Genomic DNA, 16,268 nt, shown 5'->3' on the forward strand with positions numbered 1-16,268 from the left:
ACCCTCAAGACAGTGGTCGCCGTCGTGGAAAAATTTGCCAGGGAAGTGAATACAGATGATGTCCGCTTCCTGCTGGCTGCAGGGAACTCCGGGATCGAGGCGGCGACCAATATCGAAGTCGAGAGAGCGCACAAACTCATCACCTTGGTTGTCTATGCGGTGGTCGTCCTTGTCTGCCTGCTAACATTCAGGAGCTGGCGTGCCGCGGTTTGCATCGTCCTGCCGCTGTACATCACCTCGGTACTGTGTGAGGCGTTGATGACCTGGCTCGGCATAGGCATCAAGGTGGCAACCCTGCCTGTTATTGCGGTTGGGGTAGGCATCGGTATCGACTACGGGATCTATATCTACAACAAGCTGAAATACTACCTGGACCGGGGATGGAATATTCATGATGCCTATGGTGAAGCCCTGAAGACCACCGGCCGGGCGGTGGGTTTCACCGGGCTGACGCTTGGTATCGGTGTCGCGACCTGGGTCTTTTCCCCGATCAAGTTCCAGGCGGATATGGGGATCCTGCTGACCTTCATGTTTGTCTGGAACATGGTCGGCGCCCTGCTGGTGATGCCGGCGCTTGCGCTTTTCCTGTGCAAACCCGCAGACATTGAATCGGTGGAGGAAAAAGGATCGCGTTCCGAATGCATCATAGCTACTCCTCCCTTCGGCAAAGGTTAAGTCGACGGCACTCCTCAATCAAAAAAAATGACTCGCGATTACCGGGAAATAAAAGCCTGAGATATCAATGAGAAGACAGTTGTTTTCTTGAAAACAAAGGTAAACAGGAATTTAAACCTGACCATCATCAATGGGTCTGACATGAAGATTTTCTGGAATTCCACCAAAAGGAAAATATCTTTGCAACCCTTTTAAAACCAAACGAATAAGGTGGGGGCTGCCGTTGGGATATCTGGCGAAAACTGGAGTTTAATGAGTTGTTAGGGCTTTGCGGATTAAGCTAATGGCATCGGCCTCCCTCCCCCTCTAGACGAGTGATCCGGTCATCATTTACCCCTGACCTCCAGGTTGATTCGGATGGCAGTGTCGGTAGCCATCTAGGTAAAGATGCCCAGCCGGCAAGGAAAGTAACTGGATTTCTACCATTGCTCAGGACTTCTATCCTCTTTTGCGGTGTTACAAACCTGGGAAGGGGGGGGAAGTTACAACTTACTGACATGCAAAAGTCCAATTGATGCGAGAGATATTTTTATAAGGATCATTATTGAAAAGACAACGTGGAACGGCTGGTGGATGGGGTTGTTTTTGCGATATTTAGCTTAAACGTGATACATCAGCAGCTTCATCCCTCGATATATCGCGTTATTTAACGTTGGTGGAATTTCCATAAAAACTTTCATGCCTTAAAAAGACGCAAGTATAAATAGTTAACGCATGCAAGTTGTTTGGAGTTGTTTTGGCACAATATTTGAATAATACGATGTTGATTTATCCGATTGGCTATGAGAGCCTAAACAGCCTGTCCAACTGTCTCATTATCGATATCAGCAGGATTGGATAATTACTTTCAGAACAGGAGATAAGCAAATGATCAGTCAAAGTGCCCCGATAGTTCCCGTACTATCAGGTATGAATTCCCATTTGAGAGTCGGCATTAAGGCGAAAGAACTTGGCATGACCAAGGTGTTGGTTGTGTATGATGCAGGCGTTCTTAATGCCGGGATCGTTGATCCGGTGATTGAAAACTTGAAGGCCTCGCGCATCGACGTTGTCACCTTCGGCAAAGTGACTCCGGACCCGCCGGATTATCAGGTCGACGAAGGCGGTAAGCTGGCCAATGATGAAAAGGTGGATGGCCTGATTGCAATCGGTGGCGGCAGTGTTCTCGACTGCGCCAAAGCAATCAACTACTTAACGGCGAATCCTTCTCCGATCAACCAGTGGTTCTTCCCTGCGATTCCGCAGGGGAAGCCGTTGCCGATGATTGCAATCCCGACAACGGCGGGAACAGGAAGTGAAGGTTCCTTTGCTGCTGTTATTACAGATTCGGCAACTGGCATCAAAAAGGCTATATTGGATGGAAACTTCTGTCGCTATTCCCTGACCGTTTCTGACCCGCTAATGTATGCAGGTCTTCCCGCGAAACCTTCGGCGTATTGCGCCTTTGATGTTCTGACACATTCGATCGACTCCCTGTTTTCCGCCTATGATGAACCTTATTCCCATATGTTTGCGGAAACGGCAGTGAGAAAAGTTGTCAAATATCTGCCAAGGGTCATCGCCAACGGCAACGATTATGAAGCGAGACAGGAAATTGCTTTCTCGGCGACGATTGCCGGCAACCTCTTAAACACCAACATGGCCGGAAATACGCATTGCATGGGGCATAACATCGGTGCGGTTTTCCATCTTCCGCACGGCTTGGCCGTCGCCTTGCCGCTGGTTTCCCTGATGAAACTTTTCTACTCGAAGTGGCGTCCGGAAAGAGCCAAGCTGGTCGGAGAATGTTTTGGCGTTCATTTCAGCGGAACCGAAACAGTTGAGGAAATCGGAGAACTGACAGGCAATGCAATCTTCAAATTTTACAAAGACTGTGGCATCGAGACCTTCAGCGAGTTGGAGCTGAACGAAGAAGATCTCGAAAAGGCAATTGACAAGATGACCGACGATATTCAAACACCGACGACGTACATTCTCATGTCTAGGTCCGATTACGTATCCGTTATCGAACATATGAAAACCTTAAGATAACATTAAGGAGGAATAAAATGTGGAAATCCGTAAGGGTGAACACCAGAACCTGTTCAGTTGCCCGTGAAGATATAAAGGATGACTACAAGCTGTTAGGCGGCCGTTCACTGATCGCCCAGTTTGTGATGGATGAAGTCGATCCCAGGTGCGATCCGTTGGGTCGCGATAATAAGATGGTCTTTTGCACAGGGATATTTGCCGGAACCAGCGTATCCACTGCGCACAGGCTCAGTGTTGGAGCAAAATCACCCCTGACCGGCACAATCAAGGAGTCGAATGCCGGCGGCACCGGCGCAACCTATCTGGCCAACCACGGCATCAGGATGCTTGTATTGGAGGATATGCCGGAGACGGACGATTGGAAGATCGTAAGGATCGATGCCAACAGTGAAGTGAGCCTGATTCCGGCAGGCGACTATTTAGGCCTGGACAATTATGCTGTCGTTGACAAAGCCAAAGCTGAATACGGAGACAATGTCAGTGTCATCTCCATCGGGAAGTCAGGAGAAATGCAATATAAAAACGCAGGCATCGCGGTCACCGAGTTTGGCAAGGGGCACCCCTGCCGGCTGGCAGCAAGAGGAGGACTGGGCGGATTGATGGGAACCAAGCAGGTCAAGGCCATCATCATGGAACAAGCGGCACAGAAGTATAAACCGGAGATCGCCGACCCCGATGCCTTTAAAGAGAAGGTGCTGCTTGTGAACAAGGCAATGGCCGAAGGGGCAAATACCTCTCCTTTGGCGCAGATTGGCACCAATTCAATCACTGCAGCGTCAGGACCTCAAGGAGTGTTGCCGGTAAAAAATTTCAATGGAGAACTCTCCAAAAATTACGAAGCGTTGTCGCCGACAACATTTATGGAAAACCTTGCCAGCCGAGGTGGAAAAAACAGAGTGGGCTGCCAGGCAGGCTGCCTGGTGAAATGTTCGAACATCTATCACGGAAAGGACGGTAAATACCTAACCGCTTCCTTGGAATATGAAACCATCGCCCTTTGCGGCGCCAACCTTGATATTAATGACCTCGACAGGGTTGCTGAAATCGACAGATTTTGTGATGAATTCGGGGTTGACACCATCGAGGTGGGAGCGACCTTAGGGGTCATCATGGATACGGGCAAGATTGCCTGGGGAGATGCCGATGCGGCGATGGATCTGTTGAAAGAGATGGAAGAAGGAACGGAATTCGGTCGCCTGATGGGAGAGGGAACGGAAGCGGTCGGTAACTATCTGGGGGCAAAGCGGATACCAACGGTGAAAAAGCAGGCGATTGCGGGCTATGATCCAAGGAACTGCAAGTCATTGGGAATTACCTATGCCATGTCGACGCAGGGTGCCGATCATACGTTTTCCTCTTCCTTCGGGGCCGCACCGTCCATTATAGACAACAGTAACAAGTTTTTTCAGCCATATATCGCCCAGTTGCTGGCAAACCTGACTGCTTTTGTGGACAGCAGCATCTGCCTGATCGCTGTTGGCGCTCTCGGCCTGCCGGGCATTGAATTGCTGCCGGGCGTTCTCGCGGCAATGCACGGCATTGAATTTACCATGGAGGACCTGGCCGCTTATTCCGCAAAAGTCATCTTAACGGAAAGGGCCTACAACAAAGCGGCGGGCTTTACCGTGGAGGACGATAAATTACCACAGTTCTTCAGTGACGAAGTCTCGAAGGCAACAGGTGCTGTCTTTGACCTAACCGAAGAAGAGATGCAGGCGATATTGAAATTTGTCTGATCCGCAGACTCTTGACATTCTGCGTTTTCGTAACCCTGGCCAGGCCGGCCTTCAGCTGGAGAATGACAGGTGGGGAGAATAATGAAACTTCGTATCAACTCCAACGATTTTGAGTTCCCGGACAAGACCGACGTCCGGGAAGTCATTACAGAGGCGTTGAGACATCCGAAGCTTATGCGTTTGACCCGGGTTAAGCATCAGCACCTGGTCTACTGTAAAAATAAAAAAATTATTCCCTATGACCAACTGCTGAAGGAGGGGCTTGTTGACGGCGATGAGATTTCCATACTGATGTTCGTTTCAGGCGGTTAAATGCCGCAACGAATAAGAACAAGATGGCACCGGGTGGAAAACAGGCAGAGCAGGGTGGCAGTTTTTACATGAAATTTTTGCAACGGCGTAGTGGTGTCATCGCTGTGGCCGAGGCTATTGGGCTCAGCCATGCCGGTTAGAAGGATATGGGACGCGAATAGACAATTCAAAAAAAAAATAGCCAAATGGACGAGGAGATAAAAGATTATGACACACTGGTTTAACCCCCCGGATCTTGATTTCGCTACTATTTTAGCACATCATGGCAGGTGGCGAGCAAAAAGAGATGCGCTGATTTGCGGAGATAAACGCCAAAGCTGGGCAGAATTCCATGTCAATACCAATAAGATAGCCAATGGTTTGATCAAGTTAGATATCAAGCCGGGCGATATGATAGGCATGGTCATGGATAACTGCGCAGAGACTATTGAATGCTATATCGGTATCTTGAAAGCCGGAGCCTGTGCGGTGCCGATCAATCTGGCCGTCAGCGATGAAAGCATGATAGCCATGCTGAGCGATGCCGATGTAAAAATGCTGATCGCCACGGAAAATCTCGTGGGGCGCGTCGAGGGCGTGATGAGCAGGCTTCCGTTATCGGTACAGGAAAATCGCATCGTTGCAGCAGGTGCAGCTGACCAATGGCTGGCTCTGGCTGATTTAAAGCGTGGCTCCGACGACGATTCACCGGAAGTCAGACATTCCCCGGACATGCCCATGAATGTAATTTATTCCAGTGGTACTACTGGAGTACCCAAGGGTATCGTTCACAGCTATAGGACACGTCTCGCGTGGGCGCTGTTGTTGCTGCCAACATTACGGATCCATACAAGCACACGTTTTTTGAGTGTTATCGGCCATTACTCCAATTTTAGTATCGTCAGTATACTTTTAACCTTCCTGGTTGGCGGCACTTTCGTTATGACGCCTTCATTTAATCCCGAGGAAACCCTGATGTTGATCGAACGGGAAAAGATCACCTGTTTGCCCCTGGTACCGGTGATGTCGCAAATGGTCATGGGGGTAACGGGCCAGGAGAAGTACGATCTTTCCAGCATGACATCGCTTATCAGTTGTGGCTCTCCACTACATGAAGGATTGAAGCGTGTTATGTTCGATCGTTTTGGTTACGATAGGGTTATCGAGGTATACGGCTTGACCGAGGGTGGGATAGCCGCCATCGATCCGGAAAACGCCCCGGGTAAGATAGCCAGCGTCGGCTGGCCTATGATCGGCTCCGATTTCAAACTCCTCGACGATAACGATAATGAGGTGGGGATTGGCGAAAACGGAGAGGTGGTCATCTATTCTCCGAGCATGATGGTGGGGTATCTCAATCGTGATGATGCCAATGAAGCGACAACCTGGACGGATGACAGGGGGCGCCGGTGGCTGCGTACCGGGGATGTTGGCAAAATGGATGAAGATAACGATCTTTATATTGTCGATCGTAAAAAAGATATGATTCTTTCAGGCGGCCAGAATATCTATCCGCAAGATATAGAGGCGGTGGCAGCCAAACACCCAATGGTTTCTCAAGTGGCAGTGATTCCGGTTAGAAGCGAGCGCTGGGACGAATCACCGCTTGCCGTTGTGGTTCCAAAGGACCCGTCCAACTTTGATACTGAAGAAGTAAAGAACTGGATAAATAACAATGTTGGCAAGCGCGAACGGGTGGCTGACGTTGTAGTTGTTGACACCCTGCCTCTTACCCTGACTGGTAAAATCCTTAAGCGCGAGCTCAAGGAAACATATAAACATTTACAATTTCCGTAAAGAGGGATTGAATCCATAGATATGTCACAAGAAGACAGGATGGATGTCCATTCGCAAATTCAAACACTTGAGCAGCTGCTGAACCGATCGATCATTGGACAGAACGATGTCGTTGAACGGTTGCTGCTCACGTTGCTTTGTGATGGGAATGTCCTGGTCGAGCACTATCCCTGAGGCCCGATTGGGAGGACGCCGAGATCAACCTGGCCATTGCAATCGCACGGCAACGCGCTGAAAAGCTCAAGCACGAGGGAAGCGAAGGCACTGGAGGGATGTTGGCGGCGGACCAAATCGTGCTTTTTGAAGACACATCAACGAGCCAACCCGTTGCCGAGGAAAAAGTCGGGGAAACCATGCAACTCAGCGACGCCGAGATGAGGGCCATGTGGCTGCGACGTGTGCAGACAAAACCTGCTGATTTTCTGAGAGCCAAGTTTGCGTATCAACTGGCCAACGCGAAAAAGGTCAACTGAGCGATGAAACGATTACTTCAAATAACCGTTTTTCTCCTTGTCTTGACGGCCATTGTCAGTCCGGTCTTTTCTGCAATGACTGCAGGAAAACCGCCGGACTTCATCCTTCGATCTGCAGTTAGGCCAAACAGCGGGATATGGGTTGGGCAACAGGTCCTGTTGTATATTGATGTCCTGGGAAGAAACGGCTGGGCGCAGATACCGAAAATGCCCGACATTGAGGTATCCGGAGCTATTCTAGTGTCCTTTGAAAGCCAGGCAACCCGGTTAAACGAAAACATTGACGGCGAATCCTACTCCGGTCAACGTTATGAACTCTTTCTGTTTCCCCAACGAACAGGGCGTATCACGCTACCTCGTCAAACCGTGGAGATCCAGCTCAAGCAGTGGGCCCGCCAGACCGAAATTAAGATTGTTAAGGGTGAAATTCCCTCTGTTCATTTCAACGCGCAAATGGTTCCCGGTGCTGAAAATACAAGGGGAATGGTAAGCACCACGCGGTTGACGGCCAATCAGACATGGGTCCCCGACGTCACCAAGGTCGCTGTAGGGGACGCCGTTAAGCGTGAGATCCATCTCGAAGCCGACAGTGTTTCCGGGATGACCTTTACCCCGATGGTTTTTCCCGTTTCGGATGTTGTGGATATTTATCCCAGAGTCCCGGAGGTCAAAGACGTCTATGACAGAGGTTCGTTAAGCGGTCAACGGACCGAGAGTGTTACGTATCTTTTCAAAAAGGCGGGCAGTGTCGAATTACCGGCCGTTACCCTAACCTGGTGGGATCTGCAAAACAAGAAGATCCAAGAGACGGTTTTGCCGTCGAGGGTTATCGAAATTGCGCCGGCGATAACTGGCAACGGCGATATTTCTGCTGTATCCGCATCCGGTTATTTGCACGCCGTCTTTATTACCGTTTTGATCGTTTTGATAATATTTGCGGCAGGATTGAGAAAACCTTTGCGGGCGCAGTGGGCAGCGTGGTCAGACAAACGCCAGGAATCAGAGCGCAACTGTTTCAGGCGATTTGCCAAGGCCGCCCGATCGGGGCAACCGGTAAATACCTTCAATGCGTTGATGCGGTGGCTGGATCGTATAGAACCCCGGGCAAGGAGTTCACAGCTACGCCTTTTTCTCAGCATCTATGCAGATGAGCAAACGATCGAGGAAGCGGAGCGACTCTGCAGGTTCTTGGCAGATGGGTCTCAATCTCACTGGCAAGGCCGGAAGTTGGTCGAAGGATTTTGCCCGGGCACGACGAAACTGGATGGTACAGCAGCGTAAAGCAGAGGCCTCCGATCGGCTTTTACCTCATCTGAATCCCAGGAATAGCAGTTCAAAGAGGTGTTGTATATGAACGTCTTCAAAAACTGTTTAAAGATTAACATCTAAAGGAGCTTTTATTATGAATTCGCTGAAATTTCTTGCAATCCTTGTTGTTGCCTGCACAGTGGTCCTTTCAGGATTTACATTAGAACTAAAGGCCAGTGAGCAAATTAAAGTCACTGCCGAAACCTACATCAGAGCTGAGGTGGATGGCCGTATGGCTGTCATCCAGAAAAGAGCGGGAGATCGTATTAATGCATTCTTCATTATACGTCGTCCAACTCCAGTCGAAGGACAAGTCGTTGTCCGCATGAATCGTGACACTCTTTATGGGGGAGCCGTGGTTGATACCGCAGGCGGAGCCGCTGTATATGTTCCGGAAATGCCGGATGACAGATATTTTTCATTATACCTGATAGACAATGATCATTATGTGGTTGATGTCATCACGTCTTCAGGAAAACATAAGATACCAGAGGGAACGACAAAATATGTCATAGCCGTTGCACGTATTCAGATCCTGGATCCAGGTGACGAAGAGGAGTTGCAAGTAATCAATAATCTGCTTGACCAGTTTGCAATTGAGGCGAAAAGTGCAGATAAGTTTGTTCCTCCGAATTGGGATTGGAACAGCATGATGGCCCTGCGCGATGAGTATGAAAAGGAATTTGTTTCCTACGGCCAATACCCAGCCGACTGGATGGATATTAAAGGCAAGGCAAGCGAGGAGTCCCGACATCTTGCCGCTGCCGGTGCATTTGGCCTTTTCCCTGAAACAGAGGCTACTTATATCAACTACACCGGCCCCAAAGACAGCAGCAAGTGTTATACCGCAACCTATGACGTTCCGCCAAACGAGGCATTCTGGTCTATCTCCGTTTATGGCAGCGATGCCTTTTTGAAAAGCGACAACGCGACAATCAATGATCGAACGGCCACCTTCAACGAGGATGGAACCGTGACGGTGTTCTTCGGTTCTGAACAGGCGTGCGGTCAGAAGGACAACAGGATAGCCATAACTGATGGCTGGAACTTTCTGATGCGGGTCTATCGTCCGGGGGAACAGGTACTAAAACACCAATATAAACTTCCCGATGTGAGTGTTTATGCGCCTTGACAGGCAGCCAAAGGTCAGCTGCGGCCGATTGAGGGCATCATCCATGATATTTCCGAGAGAAAACCCCAGGTTGATGCCCTGCGCCGGCGCGAAGCCCATTTGCACCCAAAAAACAAGGAGGTGAGACTTGGGCCCATAATTCATATGGGCGGGGTATGTGAATTCTCTTGTTGATCTGCAAGCGTTGTGAGTTGGAATGAACGGGGGATTGTTGCTATTGGGTTGTTTTGCTGAGAATTTATACATACCAAAGTATTGATGTTCATACAGGGTTGATTTGCGACGATGGGTTTTGGGAGACAATCGGTGCGATCCCATGGTGCGTGATGGAAAAGACTGTCGGAAAATTTGCCATGCGGTCTAAGGACAAATGAGGAAAAAACACGACAGCGGATGAAACGGCAGCAGTAAAATCGATCAATCAAGGGATTTCGGTCAGAGAGGTGTTTTTTATGGCCCCCTTATTAAGGAGCCGCTTCATCTTTACCAATACCACATCACGCAATCCTGTGGCATATTTACATCAGGTGTGGTTGCAATTTCTTATTAAATCAAAGAAATATATAGCTTATGGTTGAATATGAACTTACCCCGGAACAGGCGCGTGTTCTTGGTTGCCTTTGGAAAAAGAAATGGCAACCCCGGAATATTATCCCCTCACCCTGAACGCCCTGGTAAATGCATGCAATCAAAAATCCAATCGGAACCCGGTTGTCTCGTTCGACGAAAGCACAGTTCTCGATGCTATTGATGGCCTAAAAAAATATCAGACTGCCTGGCAGAGCAACGCAGCTCGGGTGCCAAAATATGAGCAACACTTTGACAAAAGTCTGAACTTGGTGCAGCGCGAAATGTCGATTATCTGCCTGTTGCTGCTTCGAGGTCCCCAGACTGTTGGAGAATTGAGAGGCCGGACCGAAAGAATGTATAGTTTTGACAGTCTTGCGGAAGCGAACGATACCCTGCAGGAACTCCAGGAGAGAAAACTGGCAAAACAGATGGCTCGGCGACCGGGCTAGAAAGAGGCTCGGTTTATGCATCTGTTGTCCGGAGAACAGGAAGATCTGGAAGAGCCTTCAGGTTATGAACCCGTTGGTTCGGCAAGCCCGGAAGGGAGTATCATTGTGATGAGCGGATAAAATCCCTTGAGGAAGAAACCAGCCTATTGCGGGAAGAACTCACAGAACTGAAGCAGATGTTTATAAATTTCAAGGCTCAATTCGAATAATATGTCGTAGTTCAGACCAGATCTGGCAACTGCCGGTTTTGACAAGGGGGCAGGTCAAGTCGGAACTACTCCAATTTTGGCTTTTGCCGGGCAGTTGTCTATTCCGTCTCCAATGGTATCGCCATAAGTATCCGGCAAGACATTTCTCACAGGTGTTTCCAGCACACAGCGGACCCTTCTTTATTCATCCAATCCGGGAATGACTGCGGATCCGCTTCACATAAGCCGTTGTCTGGTCTGGCTCGATATGTTTTTATATAGCTACAAAAATACCGTCGAAAGTGGCGGAGTGCAAAGTCCCAAAGACCAAAATCTCCAAAAACTGAATATGAAAATCGTGTTGAAAAACTGACTGAAACCGCAATGGTGGCATATGCAGTAAAACAACCGTCTCATGGGCAGGCCAGAGCAAGACTCCTTGAACCTGTTTCGAGCAGCAGGTGGTGATTGCCAGCATAAATCCGTATCAATGCTTTCTTCATGATCCGATCAGGAGCCTTGGTGGCTTCGGGTGCTTTCTGCATATCATCTTTTCAATCGGCTTTGTGCCCTTTCAGACCATAAGCCCGCCGCTTACGACCAGACACTGTCCGGATACATAGTTTGAAAGCGGAGAAGCGAAAAAGAGAATGGCGGAGGCCGCCTCTTCAGTACTTCCGGCCCTTCCCATGGGAATCATCATTTCAATCATTCTGCGCTGTTTCTCCGGAACCCCCACTGCGATTTTTTCTCCTTCATGTTCAACAGCTTCGCCGATTTCCTTCGCCTGGGTCATTCGGGTATCTATCATGCCAAAGGCAACGGCATTTGCCTGGACATTATACCTCGCCCATTCCTTCCCGACGGTTTTTGTCAGGCCGATAATGCCGGACTTGGCCGCAGAATAGTTTGCCTGTCCCACATTGCCCCCAATCCCTGCAATTGAAGAAATATTGATGATTTTTCGTGCGGGTACGGTCTTGCCTTCTTCCATCTCTTTTTGGGCAGCATCGCAGAAAAATGGTTTTGCCGCCCGAATGAGGCGGAAAGGAGTCTTCAGGTGCAGGTTCAAAATGGTGTCCCATTGTTCATCCGTCATCTTGTGGAGCATGGAATCCCAGGTGAACCCGGCATTGTTGACGATAATGTCTATGCCGCCCCAGGTGTCCGCCGCCACTGCCACGATTTCTTTGGCAAAATCATCCGAAGTTGCATCTCCGACATATGCAACGGCTTCGCCTCCAGCTTTTTTTATGTCCTGTACGGTTTCATCGGCGGGTTGGGCATCGATATCGCTGATCACGACCCTGGCCCCTTCACGTGCAAACATCATGGCGGTGGTACGGCCGATTCCTCTTCCGGATCCGGTGATTATGGCCACTTTATCCTTGAGCATTTTTTCCATTTCTGACCTCTTTTCTGTTTGATAGGTTTCTTTAGATTTCAAATGTCCATCATGAAAAGGAGGCTGCAAAAGCCCCGATCATTTGTACTTGATTGATCTTTGTTTATTCTTTAGTCTTTTTTTATGTAAAATGCAGGGCAGGCTGTTGTTTTCCCGAAATTCTGCATTTCATAACCAGCGTAGCGTTGTCATTGTTGTGGCTCAGGCAGCAAGGTACGGCCATTCCGGTTACTTTGCAGCCAATCTTATGCAAGCATCCAGCCGGATGGTTTTGTCGTTAAGCATGGGGCAACAATATGTTCTCCCAGTTGGGCATGCTCTTCCGGGTATCCCAGATGCTTGGCAGGGTTTCATCTGCACCAGAGAAGGCTTGGCTTTTTCCGGCAAATCCGTGAGCGTTGGGACCAGACACAATGATCATGACCGGCCTGCCGTCCGGCTGCCTGTACCTTGACTGTTTCTATCCAACTCATACAGACTTGTTCCTCTTTAACCGTCCGGTGACCTGCTCAATTCTTTGTGCCAACATCAGTCTGTAGATCAAGCAATATAAGTGCCATGTCAGTCAAATGTAGTTTGTGTTGTCGGCTGAAACCGGTACGGGCAAGGAACCCATTGTCCGCACAATCCATATCTCTTTCAGAAATGATGGTCCATTTATCGATGTCAATTGGGCACGATTGCTGAAACTTTCGGTTCGAAAATGAGTTGTTCGACCATGAAAAAGGTACTTTTACAGGCGCGATATCCCGAAAGCGGGGATGGTTGCAAAGAGCACGGGGGGGTACTGTTTTCCTGGATGAAATCGGTGAGCACAACCCTGGCTGGTGCACAGATCAGAGTGTTGCGGGTGCTCCATATCCGAATAATAACGGCCGCGCACAGGAATTTGAAGGCAGTGATCAATTTTGGCCGTTTCAGGCAGGACCTTCATGTCCGGCTGAAAGTCTTTTGTTTCATCACTTTATCCGGAAAAAAAGGGGGCAACGGAACCTCTCGATATCAACCCTCGTACATTGAGGCGTTGAATGAGAAACCTTGGCATTCCATTTTGGGTGGAAGGCGAATGAGATGGAGTAATTCAATACCGTGGTATCTGAGAAATCTATCCTTATATCGGATAAAAACATGATATTCTCCCCTTGTGCATAAAAAATCATGCGTGTTTTCGCATCATAGTCACCCCTAAACGTGATATTTCGCGTAACACCCGCTAAATATCACCAGCACATCGATATTTCGCGATCTTCATGTCGTCTACACCGCAAATACCTGCTATTAAGCACGATTGTCGTTGGCGCGAATTTTGCGTAGGAATCTTCGCCGTAGGCTGGGGCTAGATCGAACTTCGCTCTCAAAACACAAAGGAAGCAAACTATGCATAGATTAGCGGCTTTTGCAGTCATGACTCTAACCGTCCTGTCTTTGGGATTGCCAGGGGTAGCTCAGACTGCAGAACAGCCTAATATCCAGGTAATTATGGCCGACGACATTGGCTGATTCAACACCAGTGCCTACAACATGGGTATGATGGGTTACACCACACCCAATATTGACAAAATAGCCAAGGAAGGGGTTTTGTTTACCGATGCCTATGGGCACCAAAGTTGTACTGCCGGCCGCGCTGCATTTATTACAGGACAAACCCCTAAGTGAACCGGCCTGCTGAAGATCGGCATGCCCGGAAGCAAGCTCGGTCTCTCGCCAAAGGATCCGACCTTGGCGGAGCTGCTCAAGCCTCTGGGGTATGCCACCGGCCAGTTTGGCAAGAACCACCTGGGCGACCTGGATGAATTTCTGCCCACCAATCACGGTTTCGATGAGTTCTTTGGCAATCTCTATTACCTCAACGCCGAGGAAGAACCTGAGAATGGCTATTATCCAAAAGATCCGGAGTTCAAGAAACGCTATGGACCCAGAGGTGTGATCCACTCCACCGTCGACGGCAAGATTGAGGATACCGGGCCACTGAACAAAAAGCGCATGGAAACCGTGGACGAGGAGTTCCTCGCTGCAACGATCAATTTCATCGACAAGAGCGTCCAACAGAAGAAGCCGTTTTTCATATGGTTCAACTCCACCCGCATGCATATCTTCACGCACCTCAAGCCCGGTGCTGCCGGTGTTTCAGGACAGGGTATCTACGCTGACGGCATGATAGAGCATGATGGTCATGTGGGACAATTGCTGGGCAGACTCGATGATCTGGGTATCGCCGACAATACTATTGTAATTTACACCACCGACAGCGGCGCTGAAAAATTCTCCTGGCCAGACGGCGGTACGGCCCCGTTCCGTGGTGAAAAAGCGACCACCTGGGAAGGCGGTATTCGGGTGCCACTTATGGTTCGTTGGCCGGACAGGATTCGTGGTGGTCAGGTATCCAACGAAATCATTGCCCATGAAGACTGGTTACCCACGCTGATGGCCGCTGCCGGAGACTGGGAGATCAAACAAGAACTGTTGGAGGGGCACACCGCCGGTAACACAACCTACAAGGTTTACATAGACGGTTACAATTTTATCCCCTACCTCACAGGCGAAAAGAAGAAAGGTCCGCGCAACGAATTTTTCGCCTGGGTTGATGACGGCACCCTTGGTGCGGTCAGGATCGGAGACTTCAAGTACAACCTGACGACCCAGATCCACGAAGGGATATCCGCCTGGCTGCTGCCACAGCAGCCCCGCAAGGCGCCAATGATTGTCAATCTGCGAGCCGATCCTTTTGAGAGTGCACCTTTCGTGTCCGCATACTACGACGACTGGATAGTGCGCCGCATGTACTTGATGGCACCAATGGTTGATACCATCAAAAAGCATATGGCTACCTACGAGGAGTTTCCGCCCCGTCAGCAGGGAGGCAGTTTTATGAAGTAAAAAGAATTGCGCACGAAGGGCAGGCCGGGTGGCGTTTATTCTGGTTGATTAAACAATATTTTCCCAAGTATTCGTTTGGACAGGGAGTGTTAATGGGAACCGTCAGGAAAGGGATTTGATGCCATTGTGGTAGGAACTGATCCCGGTGGTGCAACTATGGCCAGGGTGTTATCGAAACATGGGAAAAAGGCACTGGTTCTGGAATGGGGTCCAAATGCCCTCATTAAGGATTGTTTTCGGTAAATTCTCTGCGATTGCTTTATTCCCGGCAAAAGCATGTTTTTAACAAAAAATTTTCTGGCCGTCGTCCGGGCAATTTCCACCGGTGGAAGTTCACGATATTATTGTGCGCTTGCGGTGGGCCCGCCTGTTGGTAGATTGAAAAAGTTTGGCGTGGATCTTACTGCAGAAATTGAGGAATTAAAGGAGGAAGTGCCTTGTGCACCGTTAAGAGATGACCTGATGATCCAGGCTGCGCAGGTTTTCAAGAAGAGCGCCCTTGAGCTGGGTTATAACTGGCAGAAGGTTAACAAGTTCATTTACCAGGACAAGTGTCGCAAGGAGTGTGATCTGGTTGGGATGTAGTAGTCACGACTTGATCTGACAAATACCAATTTTGACAGGTTTTTTGTCAGGTCAAATTCAGTTCAGCTGTTTATCCTTCCACAATTTTTTTCCATCTTCAAGAGTTTCTATTGGCGTTCTTCCACAGCACATCTTTCCCTGGTGTGTCCTCTCCCAATTATAGAGTAATAACCAGTCATCCAGGTCTACTTGAAGATCTTCAAGATCCTGGTAAATTTTCTTGCGAAAGGTAACTTGGTAAAATTACTGAAGAACAGTTTTATGGAAGCGTTCACATATTCCATTCGTTTGCGGTGATCGAGCCTTGGTCTTGGTATGCTCTATGTCATTGAGAGCCAAATATAGCTGATAATCATGTGAATCGGCCTTTCCGCAATACTCAGTGCCCCTATCAGTTAAAATTCGCAACATGGGCAATTCATGCTCTTCAAAGAAGGGGAGAACCCGATCATTTAGCAGATCAGCTGCTGTTATCGGAGTCTTGGATGTGTAGAGTTTGGCAAATGCAACCTTGGAGTAGGTATCGACAAAGGTCTGCTGGTACACTCGGCCAACGCCTTTAAGGGTGCCGACATAAAAGGTATCTTGGGAACCGAGATACCCAGGATGGGCCGTTTCAATTTCCCCCGAGACGAGATCATCATTCTTCTTTTTCTCCAGCGCCTGGACTTGAGCTTCGGTCAGGATCATCTTCTCCTGAGCCATTTTCTCTTCAAGAGCTTTGAGGCGATCCTTAAAGCGGCCCAACTGG

The 16,268-nt window shown here is 49.1% G+C and carries 13 protein-coding genes and 4 pseudogenes; 15 read left to right on the forward strand and 2 right to left on the reverse strand.

Annotated features, from left to right (window positions below):
- The 10 genes and pseudogenes from BLQ17_RS20065 to BLQ17_RS23860 all read left to right on the forward strand — a co-directional run.
- The coding region (locus tag BLQ17_RS20065; RefSeq protein WP_176761345.1) for an MMPL family transporter at positions 1–675 on the forward strand (675 nt) is incomplete at its 5' end.
- 867 nt (positions 676–1,542) lie between these two features.
- Positions 1,543–2,706, forward strand: coding sequence for an iron-containing alcohol dehydrogenase (locus BLQ17_RS20070; RefSeq protein ID WP_092225930.1), 1,164 nt, complete (start codon positions 1,543–1,545; stop codon positions 2,704–2,706).
- 17 nt (positions 2,707–2,723) lie between these two features.
- The gene (locus BLQ17_RS20075; protein WP_092225931.1) at positions 2,724–4,442 is read left to right on the forward strand and encodes an aldehyde ferredoxin oxidoreductase C-terminal domain-containing protein; all 1,719 of its coding nucleotides are present in this window, start codon (positions 2,724–2,726) and stop codon (positions 4,440–4,442) included.
- An 81-nt stretch (positions 4,443–4,523) separates the two neighbouring features.
- On the forward strand, positions 4,524–4,754 hold the full coding sequence (locus BLQ17_RS20080) for a MoaD/ThiS family protein (protein ID WP_092225932.1): 231 nt from the start codon (positions 4,524–4,526) through the stop codon (positions 4,752–4,754).
- Positions 4,755–4,961: 207 nt separating this feature from the next.
- Positions 4,962–6,530 carry a class I adenylate-forming enzyme family protein gene (locus tag BLQ17_RS20085; protein WP_092225933.1) on the forward strand — a complete coding sequence of 523 codons (1,569 nt, stop codon included), beginning with the start codon at positions 4,962–4,964 and terminating at the stop codon, positions 6,528–6,530.
- Positions 6,531–6,551: 21 nt separating this feature from the next.
- A complete protein-coding gene (locus BLQ17_RS22750) occupies positions 6,552–6,704 on the forward strand; it encodes a hypothetical protein (RefSeq protein ID WP_176761346.1) in 153 nt (50 codons plus the stop codon).
- Positions 6,705–6,802: 98 nt separating this feature from the next.
- Positions 6,803–7,003: a hypothetical protein gene (locus tag BLQ17_RS20090; RefSeq protein ID WP_092225934.1), complete on the forward strand. Its 201-nt coding sequence runs from the start codon at positions 6,803–6,805 to the stop codon at positions 7,001–7,003.
- Positions 7,004–7,006: 3 nt separating this feature from the next.
- Positions 7,007–8,284 (forward strand): BatD family protein, encoded by a 1,278-nt coding sequence (locus tag BLQ17_RS20095; RefSeq protein WP_092225935.1) that lies wholly within the window; start codon positions 7,007–7,009, stop codon positions 8,282–8,284.
- A gap of 121 nt (positions 8,285–8,405) precedes the next feature.
- The gene (locus tag BLQ17_RS20100) at positions 8,406–9,443 is read left to right on the forward strand and encodes a DUF1214 domain-containing protein (protein WP_092225936.1); all 1,038 of its coding nucleotides are present in this window, start codon (positions 8,406–8,408) and stop codon (positions 9,441–9,443) included.
- 570 nt (positions 9,444–10,013) lie between these two features.
- Positions 10,014–10,671, forward strand: a pseudogene (locus BLQ17_RS23860) (YceH family protein).
- 553 nt (positions 10,672–11,224) lie between these two features.
- On the opposite strand, the gene BLQ17_RS20110 reads toward BLQ17_RS23860, so the two are convergent.
- Complete coding sequence (locus BLQ17_RS20110; RefSeq protein WP_092225937.1) at positions 11,225–12,055, reverse strand: SDR family NAD(P)-dependent oxidoreductase; 831 nt, start codon at positions 12,053–12,055, stop codon at positions 11,225–11,227.
- Between the two features lie 578 nt (positions 12,056–12,633).
- Between BLQ17_RS20110 and BLQ17_RS23750 the strand changes: the two genes are divergently transcribed.
- The 5 genes and pseudogenes from BLQ17_RS23750 to BLQ17_RS20125 all read left to right on the forward strand — a co-directional run bounded on the left by BLQ17_RS23750 (position 12,634) and on the right by BLQ17_RS20125 (position 15,517).
- Positions 12,634–12,762, forward strand: coding sequence for a sigma 54-interacting transcriptional regulator (locus tag BLQ17_RS23750; RefSeq protein WP_143005574.1), 129 nt, complete (start codon positions 12,634–12,636; stop codon positions 12,760–12,762).
- Position 12,763: 1 nt separating this feature from the next.
- A pseudogene (locus tag BLQ17_RS23755) lies at positions 12,764–12,859 on the forward strand (sigma 54-interacting transcriptional regulator); the annotation flags it as partial.
- Positions 12,855–13,187 (forward strand): sigma 54-interacting transcriptional regulator, encoded by a 333-nt coding sequence (locus tag BLQ17_RS23760; protein ID WP_407919129.1) that lies wholly within the window; start codon positions 12,855–12,857, stop codon positions 13,185–13,187. The pseudogene BLQ17_RS23755 and the gene BLQ17_RS23760, both read left to right, overlap by 5 nt.
- 272 nt (positions 13,188–13,459) lie before the next feature.
- Positions 13,460–14,932: pseudogene (locus BLQ17_RS20120) on the forward strand (arylsulfatase).
- A 276-nt stretch (positions 14,933–15,208) separates the two neighbouring features.
- Positions 15,209–15,517, forward strand: coding sequence for a hypothetical protein (locus BLQ17_RS20125; protein ID WP_092225939.1), 309 nt, complete (start codon positions 15,209–15,211; stop codon positions 15,515–15,517).
- 57 nt (positions 15,518–15,574) lie between these two features.
- Here the strand turns inward: BLQ17_RS20125 and BLQ17_RS20130 are convergent.
- A pseudogene (locus BLQ17_RS20130) lies at positions 15,575–16,268 on the reverse strand (integrase core domain-containing protein); the annotation flags it as partial.

Source organism: Desulforhopalus singaporensis (genome assembly GCF_900104445.1).
In the GTDB taxonomy this organism is placed as follows: domain Bacteria; phylum Desulfobacterota; class Desulfobulbia; order Desulfobulbales; family Desulfocapsaceae; genus Desulforhopalus_A; species Desulforhopalus_A singaporensis.

Bases quoted from the DNA above. Each gene is read 5' to 3' on its own strand.
- BLQ17_RS20090 (WP_092225934.1), top strand. From the start codon at position 6,803: ATGTTGGCGGCGGACCAAATCGTGCTTTTTGAAGACACATCAACGAGC.
- BLQ17_RS23760 (WP_407919129.1), top strand. From the start codon at position 12,855: ATGAAATCGGTGAGCACAACCCTGGCTGGTGCACAGATCAGAGTGTTG.
- BLQ17_RS20080 (WP_092225932.1), top strand. From the start codon at position 4,524: ATGAAACTTCGTATCAACTCCAACGATTTTGAGTTCCCGGACAAGACC.
- BLQ17_RS20125 (WP_092225939.1), top strand. From the start codon at position 15,209: ATGTTTTTAACAAAAAATTTTCTGGCCGTCGTCCGGGCAATTTCCACC.
- BLQ17_RS20075 (WP_092225931.1), top strand. From the start codon at position 2,724: ATGTGGAAATCCGTAAGGGTGAACACCAGAACCTGTTCAGTTGCCCGT.
- BLQ17_RS20070 (WP_092225930.1), top strand. From the start codon at position 1,543: ATGATCAGTCAAAGTGCCCCGATAGTTCCCGTACTATCAGGTATGAAT.
- BLQ17_RS20095 (WP_092225935.1), top strand. From the start codon at position 7,007: ATGAAACGATTACTTCAAATAACCGTTTTTCTCCTTGTCTTGACGGCC.
- BLQ17_RS22750 (WP_176761346.1), top strand. From the start codon at position 6,552: ATGTCACAAGAAGACAGGATGGATGTCCATTCGCAAATTCAAACACTT.
- BLQ17_RS20100 (WP_092225936.1), top strand. From the start codon at position 8,406: ATGAATTCGCTGAAATTTCTTGCAATCCTTGTTGTTGCCTGCACAGTG.
- BLQ17_RS20085 (WP_092225933.1), top strand. From the start codon at position 4,962: ATGACACACTGGTTTAACCCCCCGGATCTTGATTTCGCTACTATTTTA.
- BLQ17_RS20110 (WP_092225937.1), bottom strand. From the start codon at position 12,055: ATGGAAAAAATGCTCAAGGATAAAGTGGCCATAATCACCGGATCCGGA.